Annotated in this window: 22 protein-coding genes; 21 read left to right on the forward strand and 1 reads right to left on the reverse strand. The window is 41.4% G+C overall.

Annotated elements, in window-relative coordinates; translation table 11 throughout:
* The first annotated feature begins 1 nt into the window (after position 1).
* The 12 genes from recG to SOR_RS02725 all read left to right on the forward strand — a co-directional run bounded on the left by recG (position 2) and on the right by SOR_RS02725 (position 16,177).
* Positions 2-2,017 (forward strand): ATP-dependent DNA helicase RecG, encoded by a 2,016-nt coding sequence (gene recG / locus SOR_RS02670; RefSeq protein WP_001048753.1) that lies wholly within the window; start codon positions 2-4, stop codon positions 2,015-2,017.
* Between the two features lie 317 nt (positions 2,018-2,334).
* Positions 2,335-3,315 carry an acetylxylan esterase gene (locus SOR_RS02675; protein WP_000795099.1) on the forward strand — a complete coding sequence of 327 codons (981 nt, stop codon included), beginning with the start codon at positions 2,335-2,337 and terminating at the stop codon, positions 3,313-3,315.
* Between the two features lie 336 nt (positions 3,316-3,651).
* Positions 3,652-7,044 carry an SIALI-17 repeat-containing surface protein gene (locus SOR_RS02680; RefSeq protein WP_013670178.1) on the forward strand — a complete coding sequence of 1,131 codons (3,393 nt, stop codon included), beginning with the start codon at positions 3,652-3,654 and terminating at the stop codon, positions 7,042-7,044.
* Positions 7,045-7,277: 233 nt separating this feature from the next.
* Entirely contained in the window at positions 7,278-7,976 is a 699-nt protein-coding gene (locus SOR_RS02685) for an N-acetylmannosamine-6-phosphate 2-epimerase (RefSeq protein ID WP_001135657.1), read from the forward strand.
* A gap of 113 nt (positions 7,977-8,089) precedes the next feature.
* Positions 8,090-9,418 (forward strand): extracellular solute-binding protein, encoded by a 1,329-nt coding sequence (locus SOR_RS02690; RefSeq protein WP_000672118.1) that lies wholly within the window; start codon positions 8,090-8,092, stop codon positions 9,416-9,418.
* A gap of 219 nt (positions 9,419-9,637) precedes the next feature.
* A complete protein-coding gene (locus SOR_RS02695; RefSeq protein WP_161801140.1) occupies positions 9,638-10,504 on the forward strand; it encodes a carbohydrate ABC transporter permease in 867 nt (288 codons plus the stop codon).
* 15 nt (positions 10,505-10,519) lie between these two features.
* Positions 10,520-11,359, forward strand: coding sequence for a carbohydrate ABC transporter permease (locus SOR_RS02700; RefSeq protein ID WP_001183243.1), 840 nt, complete (start codon positions 10,520-10,522; stop codon positions 11,357-11,359).
* Positions 11,360-11,848: 489 nt separating this feature from the next.
* Positions 11,849-12,301 (forward strand): NanQ anomerase/TabA/YiaL family protein, encoded by a 453-nt coding sequence (locus SOR_RS02705; RefSeq protein WP_000575425.1) that lies wholly within the window; start codon positions 11,849-11,851, stop codon positions 12,299-12,301.
* Between the two features lie 20 nt (positions 12,302-12,321).
* On the forward strand, positions 12,322-12,966 hold the full coding sequence (locus SOR_RS02710; RefSeq protein WP_000057497.1) for a YesL family protein: 645 nt from the start codon (positions 12,322-12,324) through the stop codon (positions 12,964-12,966).
* Positions 12,967-13,136: 170 nt separating this feature from the next.
* Positions 13,137-14,054: a dihydrodipicolinate synthase family protein gene (locus tag SOR_RS02715; RefSeq protein ID WP_001281482.1), complete on the forward strand. Its 918-nt coding sequence runs from the start codon at positions 13,137-13,139 to the stop codon at positions 14,052-14,054.
* Between the two features lie 17 nt (positions 14,055-14,071).
* On the forward strand, positions 14,072-14,968 hold the full coding sequence (locus SOR_RS02720) for an ROK family protein (RefSeq protein WP_000150243.1): 897 nt from the start codon (positions 14,072-14,074) through the stop codon (positions 14,966-14,968).
* Positions 14,969-15,412: 444 nt separating this feature from the next.
* The gene (locus tag SOR_RS02725) at positions 15,413-16,177 is read left to right on the forward strand and encodes a class I SAM-dependent methyltransferase (RefSeq protein WP_001067286.1); all 765 of its coding nucleotides are present in this window, start codon (positions 15,413-15,415) and stop codon (positions 16,175-16,177) included.
* A gap of 135 nt (positions 16,178-16,312) precedes the next feature.
* Here SOR_RS02725 and SOR_RS02730 read toward each other — a convergent pair whose 3' ends face one another.
* Positions 16,313-17,164, reverse strand: a complete 852-nt coding sequence (locus tag SOR_RS02730; protein WP_001039481.1) for a MurR/RpiR family transcriptional regulator — start codon at positions 17,162-17,164, stop codon at positions 16,313-16,315.
* Between the two features lie 255 nt (positions 17,165-17,419).
* Here SOR_RS02730 and pbp2b point away from each other — a divergent pair, with 255 nt between their 5' ends.
* From pbp2b to SOR_RS02775, 9 genes are all read left to right on the forward strand, one after another.
* Complete coding sequence (gene pbp2b / locus SOR_RS02735; protein WP_001224842.1) at positions 17,420-19,465, forward strand: penicillin-binding protein PBP2B; 2,046 nt, start codon at positions 17,420-17,422, stop codon at positions 19,463-19,465.
* 10 nt (positions 19,466-19,475) lie between these two features.
* Positions 19,476-20,072 (forward strand): recombination mediator RecR, encoded by a 597-nt coding sequence (gene recR / locus SOR_RS02740; RefSeq protein WP_000966736.1) that lies wholly within the window; start codon positions 19,476-19,478, stop codon positions 20,070-20,072.
* Positions 20,073-20,376: 304 nt separating this feature from the next.
* On the forward strand, positions 20,377-20,652 hold the full coding sequence (locus tag SOR_RS02745; protein ID WP_000509003.1) for a hypothetical protein: 276 nt from the start codon (positions 20,377-20,379) through the stop codon (positions 20,650-20,652).
* Between the two features lie 2 nt (positions 20,653-20,654).
* Entirely contained in the window at positions 20,655-21,011 is a 357-nt protein-coding gene (locus SOR_RS02750; RefSeq protein WP_000764042.1) for a hypothetical protein, read from the forward strand.
* Entirely contained in the window at positions 21,002-22,603 is a 1,602-nt protein-coding gene (locus tag SOR_RS02755) for an LXG domain-containing protein (protein WP_000538404.1), read from the forward strand. The genes SOR_RS02750 and SOR_RS02755 overlap by 10 nt, the downstream gene beginning before the upstream one ends.
* 9 nt (positions 22,604-22,612) lie before the next feature.
* Positions 22,613-23,242, forward strand: a complete 630-nt coding sequence (locus SOR_RS02760; RefSeq protein WP_001242075.1) for a hypothetical protein — start codon at positions 22,613-22,615, stop codon at positions 23,240-23,242.
* Complete coding sequence (locus SOR_RS02765; RefSeq protein WP_000780965.1) at positions 23,239-23,865, forward strand: hypothetical protein; 627 nt, start codon at positions 23,239-23,241, stop codon at positions 23,863-23,865. The genes SOR_RS02760 and SOR_RS02765 overlap by 4 nt, the downstream gene beginning before the upstream one ends.
* The gene (locus SOR_RS02770) at positions 23,862-24,491 is read left to right on the forward strand and encodes a hypothetical protein (protein WP_001242116.1); all 630 of its coding nucleotides are present in this window, start codon (positions 23,862-23,864) and stop codon (positions 24,489-24,491) included. The genes SOR_RS02765 and SOR_RS02770 overlap by 4 nt, the downstream gene beginning before the upstream one ends.
* A 40-nt stretch (positions 24,492-24,531) precedes the next feature.
* Complete coding sequence (locus SOR_RS02775) at positions 24,532-25,065, forward strand: hypothetical protein (RefSeq protein ID WP_001281101.1); 534 nt, start codon at positions 24,532-24,534, stop codon at positions 25,063-25,065.
* The last annotated feature ends 40 nt before the right edge of the window (positions 25,066-25,105 follow it).

The following is a 25,105-nucleotide window of genomic DNA, read 5'->3' on the forward strand; positions in this document are numbered from 1 at the left end:
CATGAATCTACACCAACCCTTGCATGTCTTACCTGGTGTGGGACCAAAGTCAGCAGAGAAATACGCCAAACTAGGAATTGAAAACTTGCAAGACCTCTTGCTCTACTTTCCTTTCCGTTATGAAGATTTCAAGACCAAGCAGGTGCTAGAGTTGGAAGACGGCGAAAAGGCGGTTCTGTCTGGTCAAGTCGTGACTCCTGCTAGTGTCCAGTATTATGGTTTTAAGCGCAATCGCCTGCGTTTTAGCCTCAAGCAGGGAGAAGTCGTTTTTGCGGTGAACTTCTTTAACCAGCCCTATCTGGCTGATAAGATCGAGTTAGGAGCAACCCTTGCTGTTTTTGGAAAATGGGACCGTGCCAAGGCCAGCCTGACAGGGATGAAGGTTCTGGCTCAGGTGGAAGATGACCTCCAGCCTGTCTATCGTCTGGCTCAAGGAATCAGTCAGGCCAGTCTAGTTAAGGTCATCAAAACGGCTTTTGATCAGGGATTGGATCTCTTGATTGAGGAAAACCTTCCCCAGTCTTTACTTGATAAATACAAACTCATGTCCCGTTGCCAGGCTGTTCGTGCCATGCATTTTCCTAAGGATTTAGCAGAATACAAGCAGGCCCTTCGTCGGATCAAATTTGAGGAACTCTTTTATTTTCAAATGCAGTTGCAGTCACTCAAGTCTGAAAATAGAGTTCAGGGAAGCGGTCTGGTTCTGGATTGGTCTCAGGAAAAAGTGACAGCCGTTAAAGAAACTCTTCCTTTTACCCTGACTCAAGCTCAGGAAAAGAGTTTGCGGGAAATATTGGCCGACATGAAGTCGGACCACCACATGAATCGTCTCCTGCAAGGAGATGTAGGGAGCGGAAAGACGGTGGTCGCTGGCTTAGCCATGTTTGCAGCGGTGACGGCTGGCTACCAGGCGGCTCTCATGGTTCCAACAGAAATCCTAGCAGAGCAACACTTTGAGAGTTTGAAGAACCTTTTTCCAGACTTGAAACTAGCTCTCTTGACAGGTTCCTTAAAAGCTGCAGAAAAGAGAGAAGTCTTAGAGACCATTGCCAAGGGTGAGGTTGACTTTATTATTGGGACTCATGCTTTGATACAAGATGGGGTGGATTATGCTCGTCTTGGCTTGATTATCATCGATGAGCAGCACCGTTTTGGTGTGGGGCAAAGACGTGTTTTGCGGGAAAAAGGGGACAATCCTGACGTCCTCATGATGACGGCGACTCCCATTCCACGAACCTTGGCCATCACAGCCTTTGGTGATATGGATGTTTCTATTATTGACCAGATGCCAGCAGGGCGGAAGCCTATTGTTACTCGCTGGATTAAGCATGAGCAGCTGCCTCAGGTCTTGACTTGGTTAGAGGGAGAAATTCAAAAAGGTTCTCAAGCCTACGTCATCTCTCCCTTGATTGAAGAATCAGAAGCCCTGGATCTGAAAAATGCCATTGCCTTATCAGAGGAGTTGACAGCTCATTTTGCCGGCAAGGCTGAAGTAGCTCTTCTACATGGTAAGATGAAGAGTGATGAAAAAGACCAGATTATGCAGGAGTTCAAAGAGAGAAAAACAGATATTCTAGTATCTACAACTGTTATTGAGGTTGGAGTCAATGTCCCCAATGCGACAGTCATGATCATCATGGATGCCGATCGCTTCGGTCTCAGTCAGCTTCACCAGCTCAGAGGTCGTGTGGGTAGGGGAGACAAGCAGTCTTATGCTGTTCTTGTGGCTAATCCCAAGACGGACTCTGGGAAGGATCGCATGCGCATCATGACAGAAACGACTAATGGATTTGTCCTTGCGGAGGAGGATTTGAAAATGCGTGGTTCGGGTGAGATTTTTGGAACCAGACAGTCAGGCCTACCAGAGTTCCAAGTGGCTGATATTATCGAAGATTTTCCAATTTTAGAAGAAGCCAGGAAGGTTGCCAGCTACATTAGTTCTATAGAAGGTTGGAAAGAGGACCCAGAATGGCGCATGATTGCTCTCCACTTAGAAAAGAAAGAACATCTAGATTAAGCCTTTTCTAAGAAATCTATAAGCTAGCTTTTAGGTTTGGATTTTATACTAGAGTCATCAAAAAGAAACGAGGACTCTCACATGACTATTAAAGTAACCTACCAAAAGAAATTCCAAACCGTCAAACTTGAGAAAGGAGCTAGCACCTATTGATACACGAAGAGCGGAAACGCTCTTTTTATTTTTAAAACTACTTTCAGACGATAGGTTTGAGGAAAGAGAATCTAAAATCACTTTCTATTTAGCATTCTTTCTTGCATTGCTTTCCTAGATATGCTAGAGTTATGATAGCGATTACAAAACTAAAGGAGCATGCTATGAAAAATCCAGCTTTACTAGAAGAAATCAAGACTTATAAAGGACGGGATGAGGTGCCAGAAGACTTTGATGCTTTCTGGGATGAAGAGGTCAAAAAAGTTTCAGTCCTTCCTGCCTACCAGTTGGAGGAAAGAGATTTCCATATTCCCCAAGTCAAGTGCTATGAGCTCACTTTTGAAGGAACCAATGAAGGCAAGGTTTATGCACGTGTCGTTCTTCCAAAGACTGAGGGTAAAGTTCCGTTAATTTTCCATTTCCATGGTTATATGGGACGTGGCTGGGACTGGGCCGACATGCTGGCCTTCACTGTGGCTGGTTACGGTGTTGTTTCCATGGATGTCCGAGGCCAGTCGGGCTATTCGCAAGACGGCTCGCGCTCTTCACTAGGAAATACGGTGAAAGGGCATATCATCCGTGGTGCTGTTGAGGGTCGTGAACATCTCTTTTATAAGGATGTTTATCTGGATATTTACCAGTTGGTTGAAATTATTGCTAGTCTGCCACAGGTGGATGAGAAGCGACTTTCTAGCTATGGTGCCTCACAAGGCGGTGCTTTAGCTCTGGTTGCAGCAGCGCTCAATCCTCGGATTCAGAAAACAGTTGCCATCTATCCTTTCTTGTCAGACTTTAGACGAGTGCTTGAGATTGGCAATACCAGTGAAGCCTATGATGAACTCTTCCGTTATTTCAAGTTTCACGATCCCTTCCATGAAACAGAGGAGGAAATCATGGCAACCCTTGCCTATATCGATGTGAAAAATCTTGCCCATCGCATTCAAGGTGAGGTCAAGATGATTACGGGCTTGGACGACGATGTTTGCTATCCTATTACCCAGTTTGCAATTTATAACCGTCTGACCTGCGAAAAGGCCTATCGCATCATGCCTGAGTATGCTCACGAAGCCATGAATGTTTTTGTCAATGATCAGGTTTATAACTGGCTCTGTGGTAGTGAAATTCCTTTTAAGTACGTAAGATAATGAATGAGAGAGCCCAGAAGCTCTCTTTTTTATGTCCAAAACCTGAAAGTACTTTTAGAAAATTTAAAATATTAAAATATTCTTAAAAGTAAAATCTATTCTGTGGGAACACAGATATAAATATAAGACTTTATTGTATAATAAAGGAAAAGTCACTTGTGAAAGGAGGAAAAAGGCTGCCGGGTGGTTAAAAACTCGGGCTCAGCAGAAAATGGGAGAGGATTGGGAGCTCTCATTAAGTTGGATACTTTCTTGTAAAACTTGTCTCTTGAGCGACAATAAAAATTTTTAAAGAAAAAGAAAGCGCTTTATTTTATGAAAAATGAAAGGACAAACATGAATTACAAATCTTTAAATCGGAAACAGCGATACGGAATTCGAAAATTTGCAGTCGGTGCAGCATCGGTAGTGATTGGTACAGTGGTATTTGGAGCAAATCCAGTCTTAGCTCAAGAGCAAGCCAATGCAGCAGGAGCCAATACAGAAACTGTCGAACCTGGTCAAGGTTTATCAGAATTGCCAAAAGAAGCGTCCTCGGGAGATCTTGCTCATTTGGATAAAGATTTGGCTGGCAAATTGGCAGCAGCTCAAGACAACGGCGTTGTGGTGGACCAAGATCATTTGAAAAAAAATGAGAGTGCAGAATCAGAAACTCCATCCTCTACGGGAACCCTTGCAGAAGAAACAAATAAGGAAGAGGAATCAGAGGATCAGGGGGCTATTCCTCGTGACTATTACTCAAGAGATTTAAAAAATGCTAATCCTGTCCTTGAAAAAGAAGATGTTGAAACCAATGCAACAAATGGTCAGAGAGTTGATTTATCAAGTGAACTAAATAAACTAAAGCAACTAAAAAATGCTACAGTTCACATGGAGTTCAAACCAGATGCATCAGCTCCACGTTTTTACAATCTCTTCTCTGTATCCAGTGACACCAAGGAAAATGAGTACTTTACTATGTCGGTCCTTGATAATACAGCTCTTATTGAAGGGCGTGGCGCTAATGGAGAGCAGTTCTATGATAAGTATACAGATGCTCCTTTGAAAGTTCGTCCTGGACAATGGAATTCAGTGACCTTTACTGTCGAACAACCAACAGCAGAGTTACCTCATGGTCGAGTTCGTCTCTATGTGAACGGTGTCTTATCTCGAACAAGCCTCAAATCTGGTAACTTTATCAAAGATATGCCAGATGTTAATCAAGCTCAACTTGGAGCAACCAAACGGGGCAATAAAACAGTTTGGTCATCAAACCTACAAGTACGAAACCTAACCGTTTACGATCGTGCTTTAAGCCCAGATGAAGTTCAAACACGGAGTCAATTATTTGAAAGAGGTGAATTGGAACAGAAACTTCCTGAGGGAGCAAAAGTCACTGAGAAAGAAGACGTCTTTGAAGGTGGTAGGAACAATCAACCAAATAAAGATGGTATCAAGAGTTATCGTATCCCAGCTCTTCTCAAGACAGATAAAGGAACGCTGATTGCAGGAACGGATGAAAGACGTTTGCACCATTCTGACTGGGGAGATATTGGGATGGTTGTTCGTCGCAGCTCAGATAATGGAAAAACATGGGGAGACCGAATCGTAATCTCAAATCCTCGTGACAATGAGCACGCTAAACATGCAGAATGGCCATCTCCAGTTAATATTGATATGGCCTTGGTGCAAGACCCTGAAACAAAGAGAATTTTTGCAATTTATGACATGTTCCTTGAAAGTAAGGCAGTATTTTCATTGCCGGGGCAAGCTCCGAAAGCTTATGAACAAGTGGGAGATAAAGTTTATCAAGTTTTATATAAGCAAGGAGAATCAGGTCGCTATACGATTCGAGAAAACGGAGAGGTTTTCGACCCTCAAAATAGAAAGACAGATTATCGTGTTGTCGTTGACCCTAAAAAACCAGCCTACAGCGATAAGGGAGATTTGTATAAAGGGAATGAGCTAATCGGAAATATTTATTTTGAATATAGCGAAAAGAATATTTTTAGAGTTTCCAATACCAACTACCTATGGATGTCCTACAGTGATGACGATGGGAAGACTTGGTCTGCACCAAAAGATATTACTCATGGGATTCGGAAAGATTGGATGCACTTCCTAGGAACTGGACCTGGTACTGGGATTGCCTTACGTACAGGACCTCATAAGGGAAGACTGGTGATTCCAGTTTATACAACAAACAACGTTTCCTACCTAAATGGTTCACAATCATCTCGTGTAATTTATTCAGATGATCATGGTGAAACATGGCAAGCAGGGGAAGCAGTTAATGATAACCGCCCAGTAGGCAACCAAACCATTCATTCTTCAACTATGAATAATCCAGGTGCCCAAAATACGGAGTCGACTGTTGTTCAGTTGAATAATGGGGATCTCAAGCTCTTTATGCGTGGGTTGACTGGTGATCTTCAGGTTGCGACCAGTCATGATGGGGGAGCAACGTGGGATAAGGAAATCAAACGATATCATCAAGTAAAAGACGTTTATGTTCAAATGTCCGCTATTCACACCATGCATGAAGGAAAGGAATACATTCTACTCAGCAATGCTGGTGGCCCTGGACGCAACAATGGTTTGGTTCACCTGGCCCGTGTTGAGGCGAATGGTGAGTTGACGTGGCTAAAACACAATCCTATACAAAGTGGTAAGTTTGCGTACAACTCACTCCAAGAACTCGGAAATGGCGAATATGGTTTGCTTTATGAGCATGCGGATGGCAATCAAAACGATTATACTTTATCCTATAAGAAATTCAACTGGGATTTCTTAAGCAAAGACAGAATTTCTCCTAAAGAAGCAAAAGTAAAATATGCTATCCAAAAATGGCCAGGTATTATTGCCATGGAGTTCGATTCGGAAGTATTGGTCAACAAGGCTCCGACCCTTCAATTGGCAAATGGCAAGACAGCAACCTTTATGACCCAGTACGATACAAAAACTCTCCTATTCACAATAGATCCAGAGGATATGGGTCAAAGAATTACAGGTCTAGCTGAGGGTGCAATTGAAAGCATGCACAATTTACCAGTTTCTTTAGCTGGCTCTAAACTAAGCGATGGTATTAATGGCAGTGAAGCTGCTATCCATGAGGTGCCGGAGTTCACAGGTGGTGTTAATGCTGAGGAAGCCCCAGTGGCAGAGATACCAGAGTACACTGGACCATTGGCAACAGTAGGAGAAGAACCAGCTCCAACAGTAGAAAAAAACGAATTCACTGGTGGAGTCAATGCTGAGGAAGCCCCAGTGGCAGAGATGCCAGAGTACACCGGTCCATTATCAACAGTAGGAGAAGAACCAGCGCCAACGGTTGAAAAGCCTGAATTTACAGGTGGGATCAACGCTGTTGAGGCAGCAGTCCATGAACTTCCAGAGTTTAAAGGTGGCGTTAACGCGGTTCTAGCAGCCTCAAACGAGCTTCCTGAATATAGAGGAGGTGCTAACTTTGTCTTGGCAGCTTCAAATGACCTGCCAGAGTATAAGGGTGGCGTCAATGGTGCTGAGGCGGCAGTTCATGAACTTCCAGAGTATAAGGGAGAGATCAAACCAGTCTTAACGGCTGCAAATGACAAACTATCTCTAGGACAAGATGTGACCTATCAAGCGCCAGCAGCTAAACAAGATGAACTTCCGAATACGGGAAGCAAGGAAACAAGCTCACTGCTTTCCCTTGGTCTTGCAGGTGTTCTTTTATCCTTGTTTGCATTTGGCAAGAAGAGAAAAGAATAATAAGTAAAAGCTATTTGAGTAGGTCTCGGAAGAGGTAGCAGGTTCTCAAGCCTGCTATCTTTCTTTATTAAATTCAGCTTGATTCGAAATCATAAGAAGTCTGAAACTACTTTCAGGATAGTCTGTTCTATAAAATAGTTTTGAAACTGAAATCTATTCTACTATAAGCTATTGAAAGCGCTTAACAAATGATATATAATAAGCCCATAAGAACAAGAAAGGGAGGAAAGAGGATGCCACAGATTAGCAAAGAAGCCTTGATTGAACAAATCAAAGATGGAATCATTGTCTCTTGCCAGGCACTTCCTCACGAACCGCTTTATACAGAAGCGGGAGGAGTCATTCCCTTGCTAGTCAAAGCGGCTGAGCAAGGTGGAGCAGTCGGTATCCGAGCAAACAGTGTTCGCGATATCAAGGAGATTAAGGAGGTTACGAAACTCCCGATTATCGGGATTATCAAACGTGACTATCCGCCACAGGAGCCTTTCATTACAGCTACGATGAGAGAAGTTGATGAACTGGCTGAACTAGACATTGAGGTCATTGCTCTGGATTGTACCAAACGTGAACGTTACGACGGTTTGGAAATCCAAGACTTTATTCGACAAGTCAAAGAAAAGTATCCGCATCAACTCTTAATGGCTGATACCAGTACCTTTGAAGAGGGAATAGCAGCGGTCGAAGCAGGGATTGATTTTGTTGGAACAACCCTATCAGGTTATACCTCTTATAGTCCTAAGGTAGATGGTCCAGACTTTGAACTGATCAAAAAACTCTGCGATGCCGGCGTGGATGTCATCGCTGAAGGGAAGATTCATACACCAGAACAAGCCAAACAAATCCTTGAATATGGGGTGCGAGGCATCGTTGTTGGTGGTGCGATTACTAGACCAAAAGAGATTACGGAACGCTTTGTTGCCGGTCTTAAATAACACAATCTCAAAAAAGAGGAGAGTGGTCGATGCGTCGGATAAAATGAAAACGTATACAAATCTAAAGAACTCATTATCCAATATGGATACGCTTATCAATTAGGAGAATACAAATGAAATTTAGAAAACTAGCTTGTACAGTACTTGCGGGTGCTGCGATTCTTGGCCTTGCGGCTTGTGGTAACTCTGGTGGAAGTAAAGATGCTGGAAGCTCTAGTAGCGATAGCGGAAAAACTGAAATCACTTGGTGGGCATTCCCAGTCTTCACACAAGAAAAAACGGGTGACGGTGTTGGAACTTATGAAAAATCAATCATCGAAGCTTTTGAAAAAGCAAATCCAGATGTAAAAGTGAAATTGGAAACCATCGACTTCAAGTCAGGTCCAGAAAAGATTACAACAGCTATCGAAGCAGGAACAGCGCCAGACGTACTCTTTGACGCACCAGGGCGTATCATCCAATACGGTAAAAATGGTAAATTGGCTGAGTTGAACGACCTCTTCACAGACGAATTCGTCAAAGATGTGAACAACGAAAATATCGTACAAGCAAGTAAGGCTGGAGACAAAGCTTACATGTATCCAATCAGTTCAGCTCCATTCTACATGGCTATGAACAAGAAAATGTTGGAAGATGCTGGAGTTGCAAACCTTGTAAAAGAAGGTTGGACAACTGATGACTTTGAAAAAGTTTTGAAAGCGCTTAAAGATAAAGGCTATACACCAGGTTCATTGTTCAGTTCTGGTCAAGGGGGAGACCAAGGAACACGTGCCTTCATCGCAAACCTTTATGGCGGTTCTGTAACAGACAAAGACGTAACCAAATATACAACAGACGATCCTAAATTCGTCAAAGGTCTTGAAAAAGCTGCTAGCTGGATCAAGGATGGTCTATTGAACAATGGTTCACAATTTGACGGTGGGGCAGACATCCAAAACTTTGCGAACGGTCAAACATCATACACAATCCTTTGGGCACCAGCTCAAAACGGTATCCAAGCGAAACTCTTGGAAGCAAGTAAGGTAGACGTGGTAGAAGTACCATTCCCATCAGACTCTGGTAAACCATCTCTTGAATACCTTGTAAACGGATTTGCAGTATTCAACAACAAAGACGATAAGAAAATCGCAGCTGCTAAGAAATTCGTTCAATTCATCGCAGATGACAAAGAATGGGGTCCTAAAGACGTAGTTCGTACAGGTGCCTTCCCAGTTCGTACTTCATTTGGCAAACTTTATGAAGACAAACGTATGGAAACAATCAGTGGCTGGACTAAATACTACTCACCATACTACAACACTATCAACGGATTTGCTGAAATGAGAACACTTTGGTTCCCAATGTTGCAATCTGTATCAAATGGTGACGAAAAACCAGCGGATGCCTTGAAAGCCTTCACTGAAAAAGCTAACGAAACAATCAAAAAAGCTACAAAACAATAAGCACTAAGTCAGATTGATTCCCCCCTTTTCCCTGTGCACTATGGTGTAAGAAAAGGGGGACTTTTGTTTGAAATGGTAGGAACTGTCACGAAATTAAAATGAAGTTCTTACATAAGCGAATCTTAAAAAATTTCATTTTGGTTTTAAAACAGTTCAAGAAAATCAAAAACTATTCTATTTGAAAGAGAGGTGCCGACTGTGAAAGTCAATAAAATTCGTATGCGGGAAACAGTGATTTCCTACGCTTTCCTAGCACCAGTGTTATTCTTCTTTGTCATCTTTGTCTTGGCTCCTATGATTATGGGATTCATTACAAGTTTCTTTAACTACTCCATGACTAAATTTGAGTTTGTGGGCTTGGATAACTACATTCGCATGTTTAAAGACCCTGTCTTTGTGAAGTCTTTGATCAATACCGTTATCCTGGTTATTGGATCTGTTCCGATTGTGGTACTCTTCTCGCTCTTTGTAGCATCTCAAACCTATCATCAAAATGCCATTGCCCGTTCTTTTTATCGTTTCGTCTTCTTCCTTCCTGTAGTTACAGGTAGTGTTGCCGTAACGGTTGTATGGAAATGGATCTATGACCCCCTATCAGGGATTCTAAACTTTGTCCTTAAGTCAAGTCATATTATCAGCCAAAACATTTCTTGGTTGGGTGACAAAAACTGGGCTTTGCTAGCGATTATGATCATTCTTTTGACAACATCTGTTGGTCAACCGATTATCCTTTATATCGCTGCCATGGGAAATATTGACAACTCACTTGTTGAAGCAGCGCGTGTAGACGGTGCGACTGAGTTTCAAGTCTTCTGGAAGATCAAATGGCCTAGCCTTCTTCCAACAACTCTTTACATCGCAATCATTACGACCATCAACTCATTCCAGTGTTTCGCTTTGATTCAGCTCTTGACATCTGGTGGTCCAAACTACTCAACAAGTACACTGATGTACTACCTTTACGAAAAAGCTTTCCAATTGACAGAATATGGCTATGCAAATACCATCGGTGTCTTCTTGGCGGTGATGATTGCCATTGTCAGCTTTGCTCAATTCAAGATCCTCGGAAACGACGTAGAATACTAAAGAAAGGAGACAGTTATGCAACCTACACAAAAGAAACCTTTAACAGCTTTCACTGTTATTTCAACGATTATCTTGCTCTTGTTGACCGTACTGTTCATCTTTCCATTCTACTGGATCTTGACAGGTGCCTTCAAATCACAGCCTGATACCATTATGATTCCGCCACAGTGGTTCCCTAAAATGCCAACCATGGAGAACTTCCAACAACTCATGGTGCAAAACCCTGCTATGCAGTGGATGTGGAACTCTGTATTTATCTCACTGGTAACCATGTTCCTAGTGTGTGCAACCTCTTCTCTAGCAGGTTATGTCTTGGCTAAAAAACGTTTCTATGGTCAACGCATCCTCTTTGCAGTCTTTATCGCTGCCATGGCTCTTCCAAAACAAGTTGTCCTTGTACCATTGGTACGTATCGTCAACTTCATGGGAATTCACGATACTCTCTGGGCAGTTATCTTGCCTTTGATCGGATGGCCATTCGGGGTCTTCCTTATGAAACAGTTCAGTGAAAACATCCCAACAGAATTACTTGAATCAGCTAAAATCGACGGTTGTGGTGAGATTCGTACTTTCTGGAGCGTAGCCTTCCCAATCGTGAAACCTGGATTTGCAGCCCTTGCAATCTTTACCTTCATCAATACTTGGAACGACTACTTTATGCAGTTGGTTATGTTGACTTCACGTCAAAACTTGACTATCTCACTCGGGGTTGCGACCATGCAGGCTGAAATGGCAACCAACTATGGTTTGATCATGGCGGGTGCAGCTCTTGCAGCTGTTCCAATCGTAACAGTCTTCCTTGTCTTCCAAAAATCCTTCACTCAGGGTATCACTATGGGAGCTGTCAAAGGTTAAGATCTTGCGAAAATCGAATTCAAACTACTTCAGCATCACCTTGCCATACTTAAGTATTGCCTGCGGTTAGCTTCCTAGTTTGTTCTTCGATTTTCATTGAGTATAGGAAAAACTGTCTATCAAAATTCAGAAGAATATGTTATAGACTAAGAGAAATATAGTTTCATAAGTGTCTACAAAATGGAGAGTATGCAGTTACTTCGTGAAGTTTTGTCAGACACTTATAAACTTAAGAATGAACTCTTTTCATGATACTAGTTAGAGTAGGTTCGTTTTATGGTGTCTATTTCCCGCTTTAGTGGTATCTAAGATAAGCGTCTTACGCTTATCTTAGACGGAATTTTTGAGACTGACGATGAAAGAGCAACAGGCTCAAAAATTAGGAATGAAATTCCGAAGGAATTTGCTTCTGTCCGCACTATTACAGGGAAATAGAGAAAGAACATTCGAAACTGAAAAATAGTAACTATCAGAAACGAAGGAAACAGTATGATTTTTGACGATTTGAAAAACATCGCCTTTTACAAGGGAATCCATCCCAATCTAGACAAGGCTATCGCCTATCTCTATCAGCACCGTAAGGATTCTTTCGAACTCGGTAAGTATGAGATTGACGGGGACAAGGTCTTTCTAGTTGTGCAGGAAAATGTCCTCAATCAAGTTGAAAATGATCAATTTGAACACCATAAGAACTATGCAGATTTGCATTTGCTGGTAGAAGGGCATGAATATTCGAGCTACGGTTCACGTATCAAAGACGAGGCGGTAGCATTCGATGAAGCGAGCGACATTGGTTTTGTCCATTGTCATGAACGCTACCCACTCTTGTTGGGTTATCACAATTTTGCGATTTTCTTCCCAGGAGAACCGCATCAGCCAAATGGCTATGCAGGTATGGAAGAGAAGGTTCGCAAATATCTCTTTAAAATTTTGATTGATTAAAAGAATCAGGAGGAGCAAACATGGCACAAAAAGGAGTAAGCCTAATCAAGGCAGCATTTGATACAGATAATTTTCTCATGCGTTTCAGTGAGAAGGTCTTGGATATCGTGACAGCCAATCTTCTTTTTGTCGTCTCTTGTTTGCCCATCGTGACGATTGGAGTGGCGAAAATCAGCCTCTACCAAACCATGTTTGAGATTAAGAGAAGCAGGCGGGTACCAGTCTTTAGAACTTATATAAGAGCCTTCAAGCAAAATCTGAAACTGGGGCTTCAGTTGGGTCTGTTAGAGTTGGGCATTGTGTCATTAAGCTTTCTAGATCTCTATCTTTTCTGGGGACAGACAGCTTTGCCTTTCCAGATTGTGAAAGCTATTTGTTTGGGGATTCTCATCTTCCTCACTCTGGTGATGCTGGCTAGTTATCCCATCGCTGCGCGCTATGATCTGTCTTGGAAAGAAGTGCTGCAAAAAGGGCTTGTCTTGGCAAGTTTTAACTTTCCATGGTTCTTCCTCATGTTAGCCATTCTCTTTCTCATTGTGATGGTTCTTTATCTGTCCGCCTTCACTCTCCTTTTGGGTGGGTCAGCTTTTATCCTCTTTGGTTTTGGTTTGCTAGTCTTTCTCCAAGCAGGTTTGATGGAGAAAATTTTCGCCAAATATCAGTAGGATGAGGTGTTTCTGAAACTACTTTCAATCGTTACAGTTTCTAAAATACAAGTAGAAACTAAAATCTAAGTGTATACAAGATATTGAAAGCGATTTTCACAAGGTGTATACTAAACTTGTAAAAATAGAACTGCTATCAGCAGAAAAAAAGAAATCTTAGGAGAAAATCTATGTCAGATTTGAAAAAATACGAAGGTGTCATTCCAGCCTTCTACGCATGTTATGATGATCAAGGAGAAGTCAGTCCAGAGCGTACGCGTGCCTTGGTTCAATACTTCATTGATAAGGGAGTTCAAGGTCTCTATGTCAACGGTTCTTCTGGTGAATGTATCTACCAAAGTGTAGAGGATCGCAAGTTGATTTTGGAAGAAGTCATGGCAGTTGCTAAAGGTAAATTGACCATCATCGCCCATGTTGCCTGCAACAATACCAAAGATAGTATGGAACTTGCTCGCCACGCAGAAAGTTTGGGTGTAGATGCCATTGCAACGATTCCACCGATTTACTTCCGCTTGCCAGAATACTCAGTTGCCAAATACTGGAATGATATCAGTGCTGCAGCTCCAAACACAGACTACGTGATTTATAACATTCCTCAATTGGCAGGAGTTGCTTTGACTCCAAGTCTTTATACTGAAATGTTGAAAAATCCTCGTGTTATCGGTGTTAAGAACTCTTCTATGCCAGTTCAAGATATCCAAACCTTTGTCAGCCTTGGTGGAGAAGACCACATCGTCTTTAATGGTCCAGATGAACAGTTCCTAGGTGGTCGCCTCATGGGTGCTAAGGCTGGTATCGGTGGTACTTATGGTGCGATGCCAGAACTCTTCTTGAAACTCAATGAGTTGATTGCTGAGAAAGATTTGGAAACAGCGCGTGAATTGCAGTATGCTATCAATGCAATCATTGGCAAGCTCACTTCTGCACATGGAAATATGTACGGTGTGATCAAAGAAGTCTTGAAGATCAATGAGGGACTTAACATTGGATCAGTTCGTTCACCATTGACGCCAGTGACTGAAGAAGATCGACCAGTTGTAGAAGCAGCTGCAGCCTTGATTCGTGAAACCAAGGAGCGCTTCCTCTAATTCATAAGGAGGTATTTATGACACACTACGTTGCAATTGATATCGGTGGAACCAACATCAAATATGGCTTGATTGACCAAGAAGGCCAACTTGTTGAATCGCATGAAATGCCAACCGAGGCGCATAAGGGTGGACCTCATATCTTACAAAAGACAAAAGATATCGTAGCCAGCTATTTAGAAAAAGGCCCAGTAGCAGGTGTTGCCATTTCTTCTGCAGGAATGGTGGATCCAGATAAGGGTGAGATTTTCTATGCTGGTCCTCAGATTCCCAACTATGCAGGAACCCAGTTCAAGAAGGAAATCGAGACGAGTTTTGCGATTCCTTGTGAGATTGAAAATGATGTCAACTGTGCAGGTCTGGCTGAGGCAGTATCTGGTTCAGGCAAGGGAGCGAGTGTCACACTTTGCTTGACCATTGGAACAGGTATCGGTGGTTGCTTGATTATGGATGGGAAGGTTTTCCATGGATTTAGCAATTCGGCCTGCGAAGTCGGTTACATGCACATGCAGGATGGAGCTTTTCAGGATCTTGCTTCTACGACAGCCTTGGTAGAATATGTAGCAACAGCTCATGGCGATCCAGTTGATCAGTGGAATGGCCGACGCATTTTCAAGGAAGCTACTGAAGGAAACAAGATTTGTATGGCTGGTATTGACCGCATGGTAGACTATTTAGGAAAAGGTCTGGCAAATATTTGCTACGTTGCCAATCCAGAAGTGGTCATTCTCGGTGGCGGGATCATGGGGCAAGAGGCTATTCTCAAACCGAAGATCCGCACAGCCTTGAAGGCGGCCTTGGTGCCAAGCCTAGCTGAAAAAACACGATTAGAATTTGCCCATCACCAAAATACAGCAGGAATGTTGGGAGCCTATTATCATTTTATACTCAATGAAAATCAAAAAGCAAAGTAGGAAGCTAGCCGTAGGCAGTACTTGAGTACGGCAAGGTGAAGCTGACGTGGTTTGAATTTGATTTTCGAAGAGTATCAAAACAAAACAATCCTAGTTTGGAACTATAGAATTAAGAAAAACACTGAATCACTATTTGAGTGAAAACTGTTTTGCTTAATTCTTTTTTTATTGAAAAATTTGAGCCAAAGGAGGTAATCGTGAGAAACTAGGAGAAAATAACCGCCTTGTATGAAAGGTTAATGCGAGATGATGAACTACAAGGCGAGAGCAATTCTATCATCCATTTAATTGATATTTAGCTTGACTAAATGGGAAAATGTGGAAAAATGATATAATGAGATGGACGAAAAATTGACAAATTAGAATTTGTAGAGGTGAGAAAAATGTAATGGCAACCTATTCACCTGAAGTCGAAATCATATAAAATTACGAGGAGATTGTAAGATGAATAATTATATAAAATTAAATGAAGATAGATGGAATAATGTAAAAAATGACTACACTGAGCCATTGACACATGAAGAATTGGAAGAAGCTAGAAAGCATCCAATTTCTGTTGCTTTAACTGTTGGGAAAAAAGTTCCGATAGAATGGTTTGAAAAAGCCAAGGGAAAAAAGATATTAGGGTTAGCTTGTGGTGGTGGTCAGCAGGGTCCCGTTTTTGCTCTAAAAGGTTATGATGTCACCATCATGGATTTTTCTAAATCACAATTAGAAAGAGATGAGATGGTTGCAAAAAGAGAAGGCCTAAAAATCAATACGGTTCAAAGCGATATGACAAAAGCATTTCCATTTGAAGATGAAACTTTTGATATTATTTTTAATCCGGTTTCAAATGTATATATAGAAGATTTAGATAACATGTATAAAGAAGCCTCTCGCGTATTGAAAAAGGGCGGTTTGTTAATGGTTGGATTTATGAATCCTTGGATCTACATGTATGATGCTGACACTGTATGGGATAAACCCGATGAGGAATTACTGTTAAAGTTTTCACTACCTTTTAATTCAAGAGAGCTTGAAGAGGAAGGCAAAATCACCATCAATCCAGAATATGGATATGAATTTAGCCATACCTTAGAAACACAGATTAGAGGACAACTAAAAAACGGTCTCGCTATGATCGATTTTTATGAATCATGTGATAAAAGACATCGATTATCACGGTATGGAAATGATTATATCGCTACACTCTGCATTAAACTATAAACTTATAGAACATACTTCAGGAGAATAGCTCGTTTTATTTTACGATTAGAATTTGCCCATCACCAAAATACCGCAGGGATGTTGGGTGCCTATTATCATTTCAAAACAAAACAATCCTAGTTTGGTTCAACCAAACTAGGATTTTCTAACGCGTTTTTGTCTACGATAGCCGTTGAGCTTTTTATTTTCCCAATAGCTGTTAAAGATTTTTTCCTTGCTCTCGCGATTGATTTCCAAAAAGTAGGCATAAATCAAATCTATTAAAATGAGCATAGGGAGTTGAGCGGAAATACGCTGGATGTAAGAAGATTGACTATGGCTTGCCACAAGGACTGTTTCGTTATAGGCCTGACTGTTTTTGTTTGGAGCGCTGGTAAAGAGAATGGTCTTGGCCCCCATTTCCTTGGCATCCAACAAACTATCGAGGACGGATTGGGTAGTGCCTGATAGGGAAAAACCAAGTACCAGACAATTTTCATCCATGATACTGGTCGTCCAAGCAAAGCCATCCTGGTCGGTCAAAGCTTCACAGACCACACCTAATCGCATAAAGCGCAATTTCATCTCACGGGCAATCAGACCAGAACTTCCCGTCCCGAAAAAGTAAACTCGTTCAGCGTCATCGATTAATTGGGCGACGCGTTCCAGTTGTTCTTCGTCGATCAAATCCTGTGTTTGTTCTCGCATGATACTGTAGCTTCTCAAAACACGTTTGGTCAAAGGACTGTGTTTGTGTGAATGAGTGTCCGGTTTACTAGCCTGGTGCTGGTATTGAAAGACGAACTCTCGGTAGCCTGTAAAACCACACTTTTTGGAAAAGCGGGTCAAGGCTGCTTGGGAGATATGTAATTTCTGGGTAACTTGCTGAGAAGAGAGATCATCTTGGATCGTTTCAGCTTGCAAAAAATAGCGAGCGATTTCTTGCTCGAGCTCGGTTAATTCTTCAAAATGGAGGTCGATTATGGTTGCGATATCTGGCTTGTTCATGAGGCTCCTTTTTATGAGTCAAAGTCTTAAAAGTTAACGCTTTCCTAACTATTACTATCATTATATCATAGAAAATAGGATAACCAAATAAAAAGGCATTTTCAATTAAAAGTCAAAAAATGCTTCGACTTTTCCAAGAGTTTCTCCGTAAAATATGGTACAATGAAATATACTGAGCTTCACCTGTTTGCTCTATTATTTTAGGGAAAATAAAGGTAGAAATCGGGAATTTTTCTAGAAAAGAGTCTTAGTTGTATGAGAAAATTTAATAGCCATTCGATTCCGATTCGGCTTAATTTACTATTTGCGATTGTCATCCTGCTCTTTATGGCCATTATTGGTCGTTTGTTATACATGCAGGTACTCAATAAAGATTTCTATGAAACAAAATTGGCCTCAGCCAGCCAAACAAGGGTAACAACCAGTTCAGCTCGTGGACAGATCTATGATGCGGCAGGGAAACCCTTGGTAGAAAATACTGTCAAGCAGGTTGTTTCTTTCACACGAAACAATAAAATGACGGCAGCTGAATTGAAGGAGACAGCCAAGAAACTCCTCACGTATGTAAATGTAACCTCCCCTGATCTGACTGATCGACAGATTGCAGACTATTACTTGGCGGACCAGGATATTTACAAAAAAACAGTCGAATCCTTGCCAAGCGATAAACGCCTGGATTCAGATGGGAACCGCTTATCGGAAGCGACACTTTACAATAATGCGGTTGAAAGCATTGACGTGAGTCAACTTAATTATACAGATGACCAGAAAAAGGAAATCTATCTCTTTAGCCAGCTCAATGCTGTTGAAAATTTTGCAACGAGCACCATTTCTACGGATGCCTTAGATGATACCCAAGTTGCTCTCGTTGCATCGGCATCCAAGGAATTACCAGGTATCAGCATTTCAACCTCATGGGATCGTAAAGTACTAGATACATCTTTATCGACAATCGTTGGTAGCGTTTCAAATGAGAAGTCAGGACTTCCAGCTGAGGAAGTTGATGCTTATCTCAAAAAAGGCTATTCTCTCAATGACCGAGTGGGAACTTCCTATCTTGAAAAGCAATACGAAGAAGTCTTGCAAGGAAAACGTACCGTCAAGGAAATCCATTTGGACAAGCACGGAGACATGGAGAGTGTAGAAAATATCGAAGAAGGAAGCAAGGGTAAAAATATCAAATTGACCATTGATTTGGCCTTCCAAGATAGCGTAGACAGTCTCTTGAAGAGTTATTTCAACTCAGAACTTGCCAATGGAGGAGCCAGATATTCTGAAGGTGTCTATGCAGTAGCCCTCAATCCTAAGACAGGTGCTGTATTAGCCATGTCAGGAATGAAGCACAATGTAGAGACTGGAGAACTGACCACAGACTCACTCGGAACTGTCACCAATGTCTTTGTTCCAGGATCTGTCGTTAAGGCTGCAACTATCAGTTCAGGTTGGGAAAATGGGGTCTTGTCAGGCAACCAAACCTTGACAGATCAACCAATCGTCTTCCAAGGTTCTGCCCCTATCAATTCCTGGTATACCCCTTATTATGATGGTTCTTTCCCAATTACAGCCGTTGAGGCCTTAGAATATTCATCCAATGCCTACATGGTTCAAACTGTCCTCGGGATTATGGGACAAACTTATCAGCCGAATATGACAGTAGGGACCAATAATCTTGAGTCTGCCATGGGAAAACTCCGTTCAACCTTCGGTGAGTATGGTTTAGGAGTTTCTACTGAGATTGACTTGCCAGATGAATCGACAGGATTTATCCCCCAAAAATTTGACTTGGCTAATTATTTAACTAATGCTTTTGGCCAGTTTGATAACTACACACCGATGCAATTAGCCCAGTACGTTGCAACTATTGCTAACAATGGTGTTCGTCTAGCTCCACATATTGTCGAGGGAATATACGACAACAATGATAAGGGTGGCCTTGGGGAATTAATCCAAGCAATAGATACCAAGGAAATCAACAAGGTCAATATTTCTGAATCAGATATGGCAATCTTGCACCAAGGATTTTACCAAGTATCGCATGGAACTAGTCCCCTTACGACAGGACGGGCGTTTTCAGATGGCGCCACTGTTTCTATCAGTGGTAAGACCGGTACAGGTGAAAGCTATGTAGCTGGTGGTCAAGATGCTAATAATACCAATGCTGTGGCCTATGCTCCAACAGAAAATCCTCAAATTGCAGTTGCAGTAGTCTTTCCTCATAATACCAATTTAACTAAAAATGTTGGGCCAGCAATTGCTCGCGATATTATCAATCTATACAACCAACACCATCCAATGAACTAGAAAGGAAGCCATGCTTTACCCAACACCTATAGCTAAGCTGATTGACAGTTATTCTAAACTTCCGGGTATCGGGATTAAGACAGCAACCCGGCTGGCCTTTTATACTATTGGAATGCCGGATGATGACGTCAACGAATTTGCTAAAAATCTTCTGGCAGCTAAACGAGAATTGACCTATTGTTCAATCTGCGGACGTTTGACGGATGATGATCCTTGTTCCATCTGTACCGATCCTAGTCGAGATCAGTCAACGATTCTGGTTCTGGAGGATAGCCGCGATGTCGCTGCTATGGAAAATATCCAAGAATACCACGGACTATATCATGTCTTGCACGGTTTGATTTCCCCTATGAATGGGATTAGCCCAGATGACATCAATCTCAAGAGTCTCATGACGCGTCTTATGGATAGCGAGGTTTCAGAGGTCATCGTCGCGACCAATGCCACTGCTGATGGTGAGGCGACCTCCATGTATATCTCTCGGTTACTCAAACCTGCAGGGATTAAAGTCACTCGTCTAGCAAGAGGTCTAGCAGTCGGAGCTGATATCGAATATGCGGACGAAGTAACGCTCCTAAGAGCTATTGAAAATCGGACAGAGTTGTAGGAGTCAGTAAAAACGTAGCTCATTTTGACGTATAAGACAAGCCCTAGGAATTTTTCTTAGGGCTTTGTTTTTTTCTGTTTCTCACGAGAGGTGAACAAGCCTTGCTAATAAGACTACTCAAACTATAAGGCATCAAAAAACGGGTTTCCAAAATGACTAGTGACGTCTTTGTCAAACTCATTCACTGAGCGATAGAGTTTATTCTAAGGAGATGAGCGCATTTGCCCTTAGGGTTTGTTTTGAAATCGTACTATTTTTGTGTTATGATATGGTCAATATACAATGAATAAAGGGAGTTTGAAGTATGGGTGGAAAGATAAAATCTAGCACGATAGCAGCAGAGGCAGCTATTAATGAATTGGTCGGGTATGACACGAGCAAGAAGCAAAATCAGCAAGTAGAATTTTCGTATACTTCTGAAATTGCTGGGATGGAAGCTGGACGTCAGGCATGCAACCAAATGCTTCAGGCGGTCAGTGATTTCAGCTCGGCTGTTTTGACCCAAGCAAATAAGTTTCCAGAAATTGCTCATAAGATTGAAAAACGCGACGTAGAGCAGGCTAAGAGGTGGAAACATTAAAAATGGCAGATAAGAACGAAGAAAAACGCTACAAACTTTGGAGAGAAATTGTCAAGATTGACGATAAAGAAGAAAGTCTTCAGACTCTAAAAAGACAATATGAACAGCAGCTAACTCACTTTCACTCAGAAATCCAGAGCATCCACCATCGTATGGCGACTCTATTGGCTCTCTCGCCTAGTTCTCGTCAGGTGATAGAGCAAATCGAAAGTGAAAATAGAACCATTCAGCGACAGGTCAACTCCTATGTAGATGAGGAACTGGATGAATTGGGAAAACAAACGAAGAAGGCTCGTCGGTCTTTCGATGAAGCCAGAGAAGAACTGATATCAGAAAGGAACCGGCTACCATGGGAGTAAAATACAGTGCACAAGAATCCCAAGAATTGATTCAAGCCATGACTAACAATCTCCAGGTCGCAAATGAAGTTACGGACCGTTTATCCAGCGGATGTGACCACTTAATCTCCTCTTTAGACTCAGGTGAGCTGACAGGAGCAGCCTACACAGCTGGGAAGGGTCTCTTTACAGAGATTATCATCCCCAGCATCAAGAAGTTACAAGCAGCGATAGATGATATCCAACTAGAGTTGACCTCCTACAAAAATGCGGATGCTCAGGTCTCAGGATATGGTGATTTGGACCTGGACCAGCTCAAGGAACTGAAAAAATTGAGGGAAGAGCAGTTAGCTATCGTAGAAGCTCAGATTCAAGCGAGGGAGAACTGGCTAAATCAAATCAAAGATCTCTTTACACTGAATTGGGGGAAAGCCTTCTCTGAGAAGACCATCCTCTACAATACTAAGTCTCAAATCGAGTCAGGTATTCAGGATTTGGATGATAAGATTGAAAAACTAGAATTCTTTGTCTCACAGGTTTCCCAGTATTTCAGCGATAGTCTAGAAGTCCTTGGCCTAGCGATTCAAGGAGCTACGCAACTAAGTAAAGTCATTGTCGATAGCGATGGCAACTACTATGCGGACGGTGTGGACATGAGCTGGGTGCAAAAGATGAAGGATGTGAAGATTGTTTCGCATGCCAAAAGAGATTTTCAAGACTCTGAAACTCGTGCCATCCATAAAGCTTCTAGGGATATGATGCTATCGGAAGATGGTGATACCTACTATCGTGCCGAATTAAAGAAGCGCTTAAAAGGCCACGACAAGTCCGAATGGGATAAAATAATTGACGACTACAATCACACTCTTAAGATTGATGAAACAGGGAATATCATTGAAATTTCCCCCTTGGAACAAGGCTATGTCGTTTCAAAAAACGGGAAATACGATGCTGACTATACTCATTTGGTTAACAAAAAGTTTGATGAACTAAAAGCCCAAAACTTTGAAGCAAATTCAGTCGAATTTTGGAGTGGAGTAGCTCAAATATTCTCTGGATTGGGAGTTTACTTTGCGAGTGGTGCCCTTGAAGTCTTGAGTATCATGGCTGGTCCACCAACAGCAGGGACAAGTATCGTAGCTGGTACGGCAGCATCTGTATCAGGGGTACAATATGGGAATGTACTGATAGCTAGTGGAGCAGTAACTAGCTTATCAGCTATCACAAAGACAGCCTTACAAAATGGCGAAATTCAGGTTGATTATTCTAGCAACTACGATAGCTGGAAGGCTAATAAACCGACGAGTAAGACCATTTCTGGTAAGGGTGGTAAACTAATTGAAGCTCGAGTAGGAAATCGAAAAGTGAAGCTTCGTGTAGACTGGGAGCCAACGAGTGGTTCGAATGGTGAAGGAGTATTCCAGGTTCAATCTGGAAGTGGGAAGTCAGGGTATTCGCTTGATGAATATATTGAAGTAAACTCAATTTCCGGAAGAAAATCTATAGAAGATTGGGTAAATACTAATCGCCAACTAAGGAAACTTGATACAAGTACAAAGGAAGAGATAATTAATAGGATTTTTAAGGGTTATCGAATTTATTACGGGAACTAGGTGGACAATATGCGACTATACATCAAAGGTGATTATGCTAAAAAAATAACATTTACTACTAGAGAACTAGTTTGGAAGATGTGGTTTAAAGAACGGAATGGCAAGAAAATAAGTTACTCCAACGTTGGTGATGATGAGATGCTGCAAGATGATTTTTATTTCGGAGCAGAGTTGCGCAAATGGGCTTCAGTTGATGAAAGATGGGATAAGGCTCCTTTTATAATTCCGAGCAATCCTTGGTTGTCCTTGCAATATGAAGATATTGAACTTGAATTTGAACATGCCTTTATTTCCGACGACCGCGAAAAAGGGGAGTTTCTTCGAATTGCCTCAACTCATGTAGATATTTTAATGGTTGACAAGCGCGCTTTATACGTTATGGCTATTGAAGTAGCATCTGCCATTGATGGTCAGATTAGCGAAGACGGTAAGCAAAGTTGGCTAAGTGTAGAAGAATTTAAGGAATATCACAAGGATGTTCTTTCACTGACTTATGATGAAGCTGTTGAAATCAGTTTGGAAGAATTAAAGACAATGGTACCGGTAAGAGATCCTCTATGGGGAGAGGAGGAACGCCTTCGAGAAGAATACATTGCTATCCATGGCGAACGTGTTTATGACGATGAGGAAGACGATTGAAATTATATTTAAAAGGCGATTATACTAGAAAAGTGACATTTGGCTACAGAGAACTCGCATGGAAAATGTGGTTTAAAGAAAGAAATGGTCAAAAAATAAGTTTTTCAAATGTCGGGGATGATGAGATGCTACAAAATGACTTCTATCTATCTTTACGTTTAGATAAGTGGGGAGCAAGTGGCTCTCGTTGGAAAGAGGTCAAGGTTAAAGGTGGCAGTGCAATCAATTCCCAAAAATATGAAAATATTGATTTAGATTATGAAGGAAGTTATGAAAGCGATGGTAGAGAAAAGGGAAAGTATCTAAGAATCGCTTCTAATTATTTGGATGTCTTAACAGTTGATAAACGTGCTATGTATATTATGGCGCTTGAAATTGCGATTGCTATTGATGGACGAATCAGTGAAGATGATAAGAAAACATGGCTAACAGTCGAGGAATTCAAGGAAAAGCACCAAGATATCTTATCTCTAACTTTTGATGAAGCAAATGAGATGAGTTTGGAAGAAATTCAGACGATTGACGCTATTGACGAACCCATCTGGGAAGAATTGGATAGGAAGCGTGAAGAATACATAGCTATCCATGGCGAACGTGTTTATGATGATGAGGAAGAGGAGTGAGACTATATCTTAAAGGTGATTACACCAAAGAAATTCCATTTGATTACATGGAACTAGCGAAAAGGATGTGGTTTGAGGAAAAAGATGGAATAGAGCCAGATTTATCGTATGCTGGGTATCTAGATTTACCAATCGATAAACTTTCTATTCACTTAGAATTAGACAAGGAAACTCATGATGTTAGATGGAGGAGTGTCCAAATAAAGGAAGGGATAAAATATGATTTTTTATCCCATAAATGTGAATATATACATCTAGATTACGAAGATGCTATCATGTCGGACTTTCGTGAGAAAGGCGAATGTTTAAGAATTGCTTCTAAGCACCTTGACCTTCTCACTGTTGATAAACGAGCTATGTATATTATGGCCATTGAAATTGCGACTGCTATTGATGGTCAGATTAGCGAAGATGATAAAGAGAGCTGGTTAAGTGTGGAGGAATTTAAAAATCGACATGAGGATATCCTTTCGATGAGTTATGAACAGGCTAATGAGCTGAGTCTTGAAGAAATTCTATTTATGGATGATGTGAGAGACCCAGTTTGGGAAGAAGATGATCGCAGAAATGAAGAATACATAAAAATTCATGGAGAAGTGGAGTTGGACGAGGAGGAAGACGAGTGAGAATTTATAATCCTACCTATTTGAAAGAGAGTGTTGACGAATGTCAGATAAAGTAAAACAGTTTAAGTGGTTGATTGTATTGTCCTTGTTCCTATTAGCGATTCCTTTATATTTTACTTACAATCATTTCCAACAATCTAGTGCTTTAAAAGAAGCTTTTGAAAAAAATGAAAGAATTGAAGTTCTTCATCGCTTGACGGCATCAGAAAAATATGCGTCTGACATCCGCAAGGCAGGATATACTATTCCTTCTGACGGAGCTATTCGATTAGATGGAGTTATTTATCCATTAGAAATAGAAGGAGATTTACATTTGAAAATTAGCCCTCCAAAAGAGGATGCTAAGGATTTTCAGTTATTTTTCATCACACAGGTTAATGAAAAACAAACGCATGTAGCTTTTATTTTAGATAAAAATCTGAATTTAATTGATTCTAGTTATTCTCAGCAAAATGATAACGGGAAAAGAGAGATTGTTTCTGTCTCACAATCCGAAGAAGATTACTTGTTGAGAAGTGTTCAAAGCGAGATTGATGACTTCATGAAAAAGATGTATCAAACCTTGTATGGATAGTTTACCAGAGAAAGAAGCTTCTTGCTCAACGCAATGCTGT

It is taken from the genome of Streptococcus oralis Uo5 (assembly GCF_000253155.1).
GTDB classification, from domain to species: domain Bacteria; phylum Bacillota; class Bacilli; order Lactobacillales; family Streptococcaceae; genus Streptococcus; species Streptococcus oralis_L.

What these genes read in the sequence shown, in the direction of transcription:
- SOR_RS02715 (WP_001281482.1), top strand. Translation starts at nt 13,137, where the DNA reads ATGTCAGATTTGAAAAAATACGAAGGTGTCATTCCAGCCTTCTACGCA.
- SOR_RS02710 (WP_000057497.1), top strand. Translation starts at nt 12,322, where the DNA reads ATGGCACAAAAAGGAGTAAGCCTAATCAAGGCAGCATTTGATACAGAT.
- SOR_RS02705 (WP_000575425.1), top strand. Translation starts at nt 11,849, where the DNA reads ATGATTTTTGACGATTTGAAAAACATCGCCTTTTACAAGGGAATCCAT.
- SOR_RS02755 (WP_000538404.1), top strand. Translation starts at nt 21,002, where the DNA reads ATGGGAGTAAAATACAGTGCACAAGAATCCCAAGAATTGATTCAAGCC.
- SOR_RS02745 (WP_000509003.1), top strand. Translation starts at nt 20,377, where the DNA reads ATGGGTGGAAAGATAAAATCTAGCACGATAGCAGCAGAGGCAGCTATT.
- SOR_RS02730 (WP_001039481.1), bottom strand. Translation starts at nt 17,164, where the DNA reads ATGAACAAGCCAGATATCGCAACCATAATCGACCTCCATTTTGAAGAA.
- SOR_RS02775 (WP_001281101.1), top strand. Translation starts at nt 24,532, where the DNA reads ATGTCAGATAAAGTAAAACAGTTTAAGTGGTTGATTGTATTGTCCTTG.
- SOR_RS02680 (WP_013670178.1), top strand. Translation starts at nt 3,652, where the DNA reads ATGAATTACAAATCTTTAAATCGGAAACAGCGATACGGAATTCGAAAA.
- SOR_RS02760 (WP_001242075.1), top strand. Translation starts at nt 22,613, where the DNA reads ATGCGACTATACATCAAAGGTGATTATGCTAAAAAAATAACATTTACT.
- SOR_RS02685 (WP_001135657.1), top strand. Translation starts at nt 7,278, where the DNA reads ATGCCACAGATTAGCAAAGAAGCCTTGATTGAACAAATCAAAGATGGA.
- SOR_RS02720 (WP_000150243.1), top strand. Translation starts at nt 14,072, where the DNA reads ATGACACACTACGTTGCAATTGATATCGGTGGAACCAACATCAAATAT.
- SOR_RS02725 (WP_001067286.1), top strand. Translation starts at nt 15,413, where the DNA reads ATGAATAATTATATAAAATTAAATGAAGATAGATGGAATAATGTAAAA.
- SOR_RS02750 (WP_000764042.1), top strand. Translation starts at nt 20,655, where the DNA reads ATGGCAGATAAGAACGAAGAAAAACGCTACAAACTTTGGAGAGAAATT.
- SOR_RS02675 (WP_000795099.1), top strand. Translation starts at nt 2,335, where the DNA reads ATGAAAAATCCAGCTTTACTAGAAGAAATCAAGACTTATAAAGGACGG.
- SOR_RS02690 (WP_000672118.1), top strand. Translation starts at nt 8,090, where the DNA reads ATGAAATTTAGAAAACTAGCTTGTACAGTACTTGCGGGTGCTGCGATT.
- SOR_RS02695 (WP_161801140.1), top strand. Translation starts at nt 9,638, where the DNA reads ATGCGGGAAACAGTGATTTCCTACGCTTTCCTAGCACCAGTGTTATTC.
- pbp2b (WP_001224842.1), top strand. Translation starts at nt 17,420, where the DNA reads ATGAGAAAATTTAATAGCCATTCGATTCCGATTCGGCTTAATTTACTA.
- SOR_RS02700 (WP_001183243.1), top strand. Translation starts at nt 10,520, where the DNA reads ATGCAACCTACACAAAAGAAACCTTTAACAGCTTTCACTGTTATTTCA.
- recG (WP_001048753.1), top strand. Translation starts at nt 2, where the DNA reads ATGAATCTACACCAACCCTTGCATGTCTTACCTGGTGTGGGACCAAAG.
- recR (WP_000966736.1), top strand. Translation starts at nt 19,476, where the DNA reads ATGCTTTACCCAACACCTATAGCTAAGCTGATTGACAGTTATTCTAAA.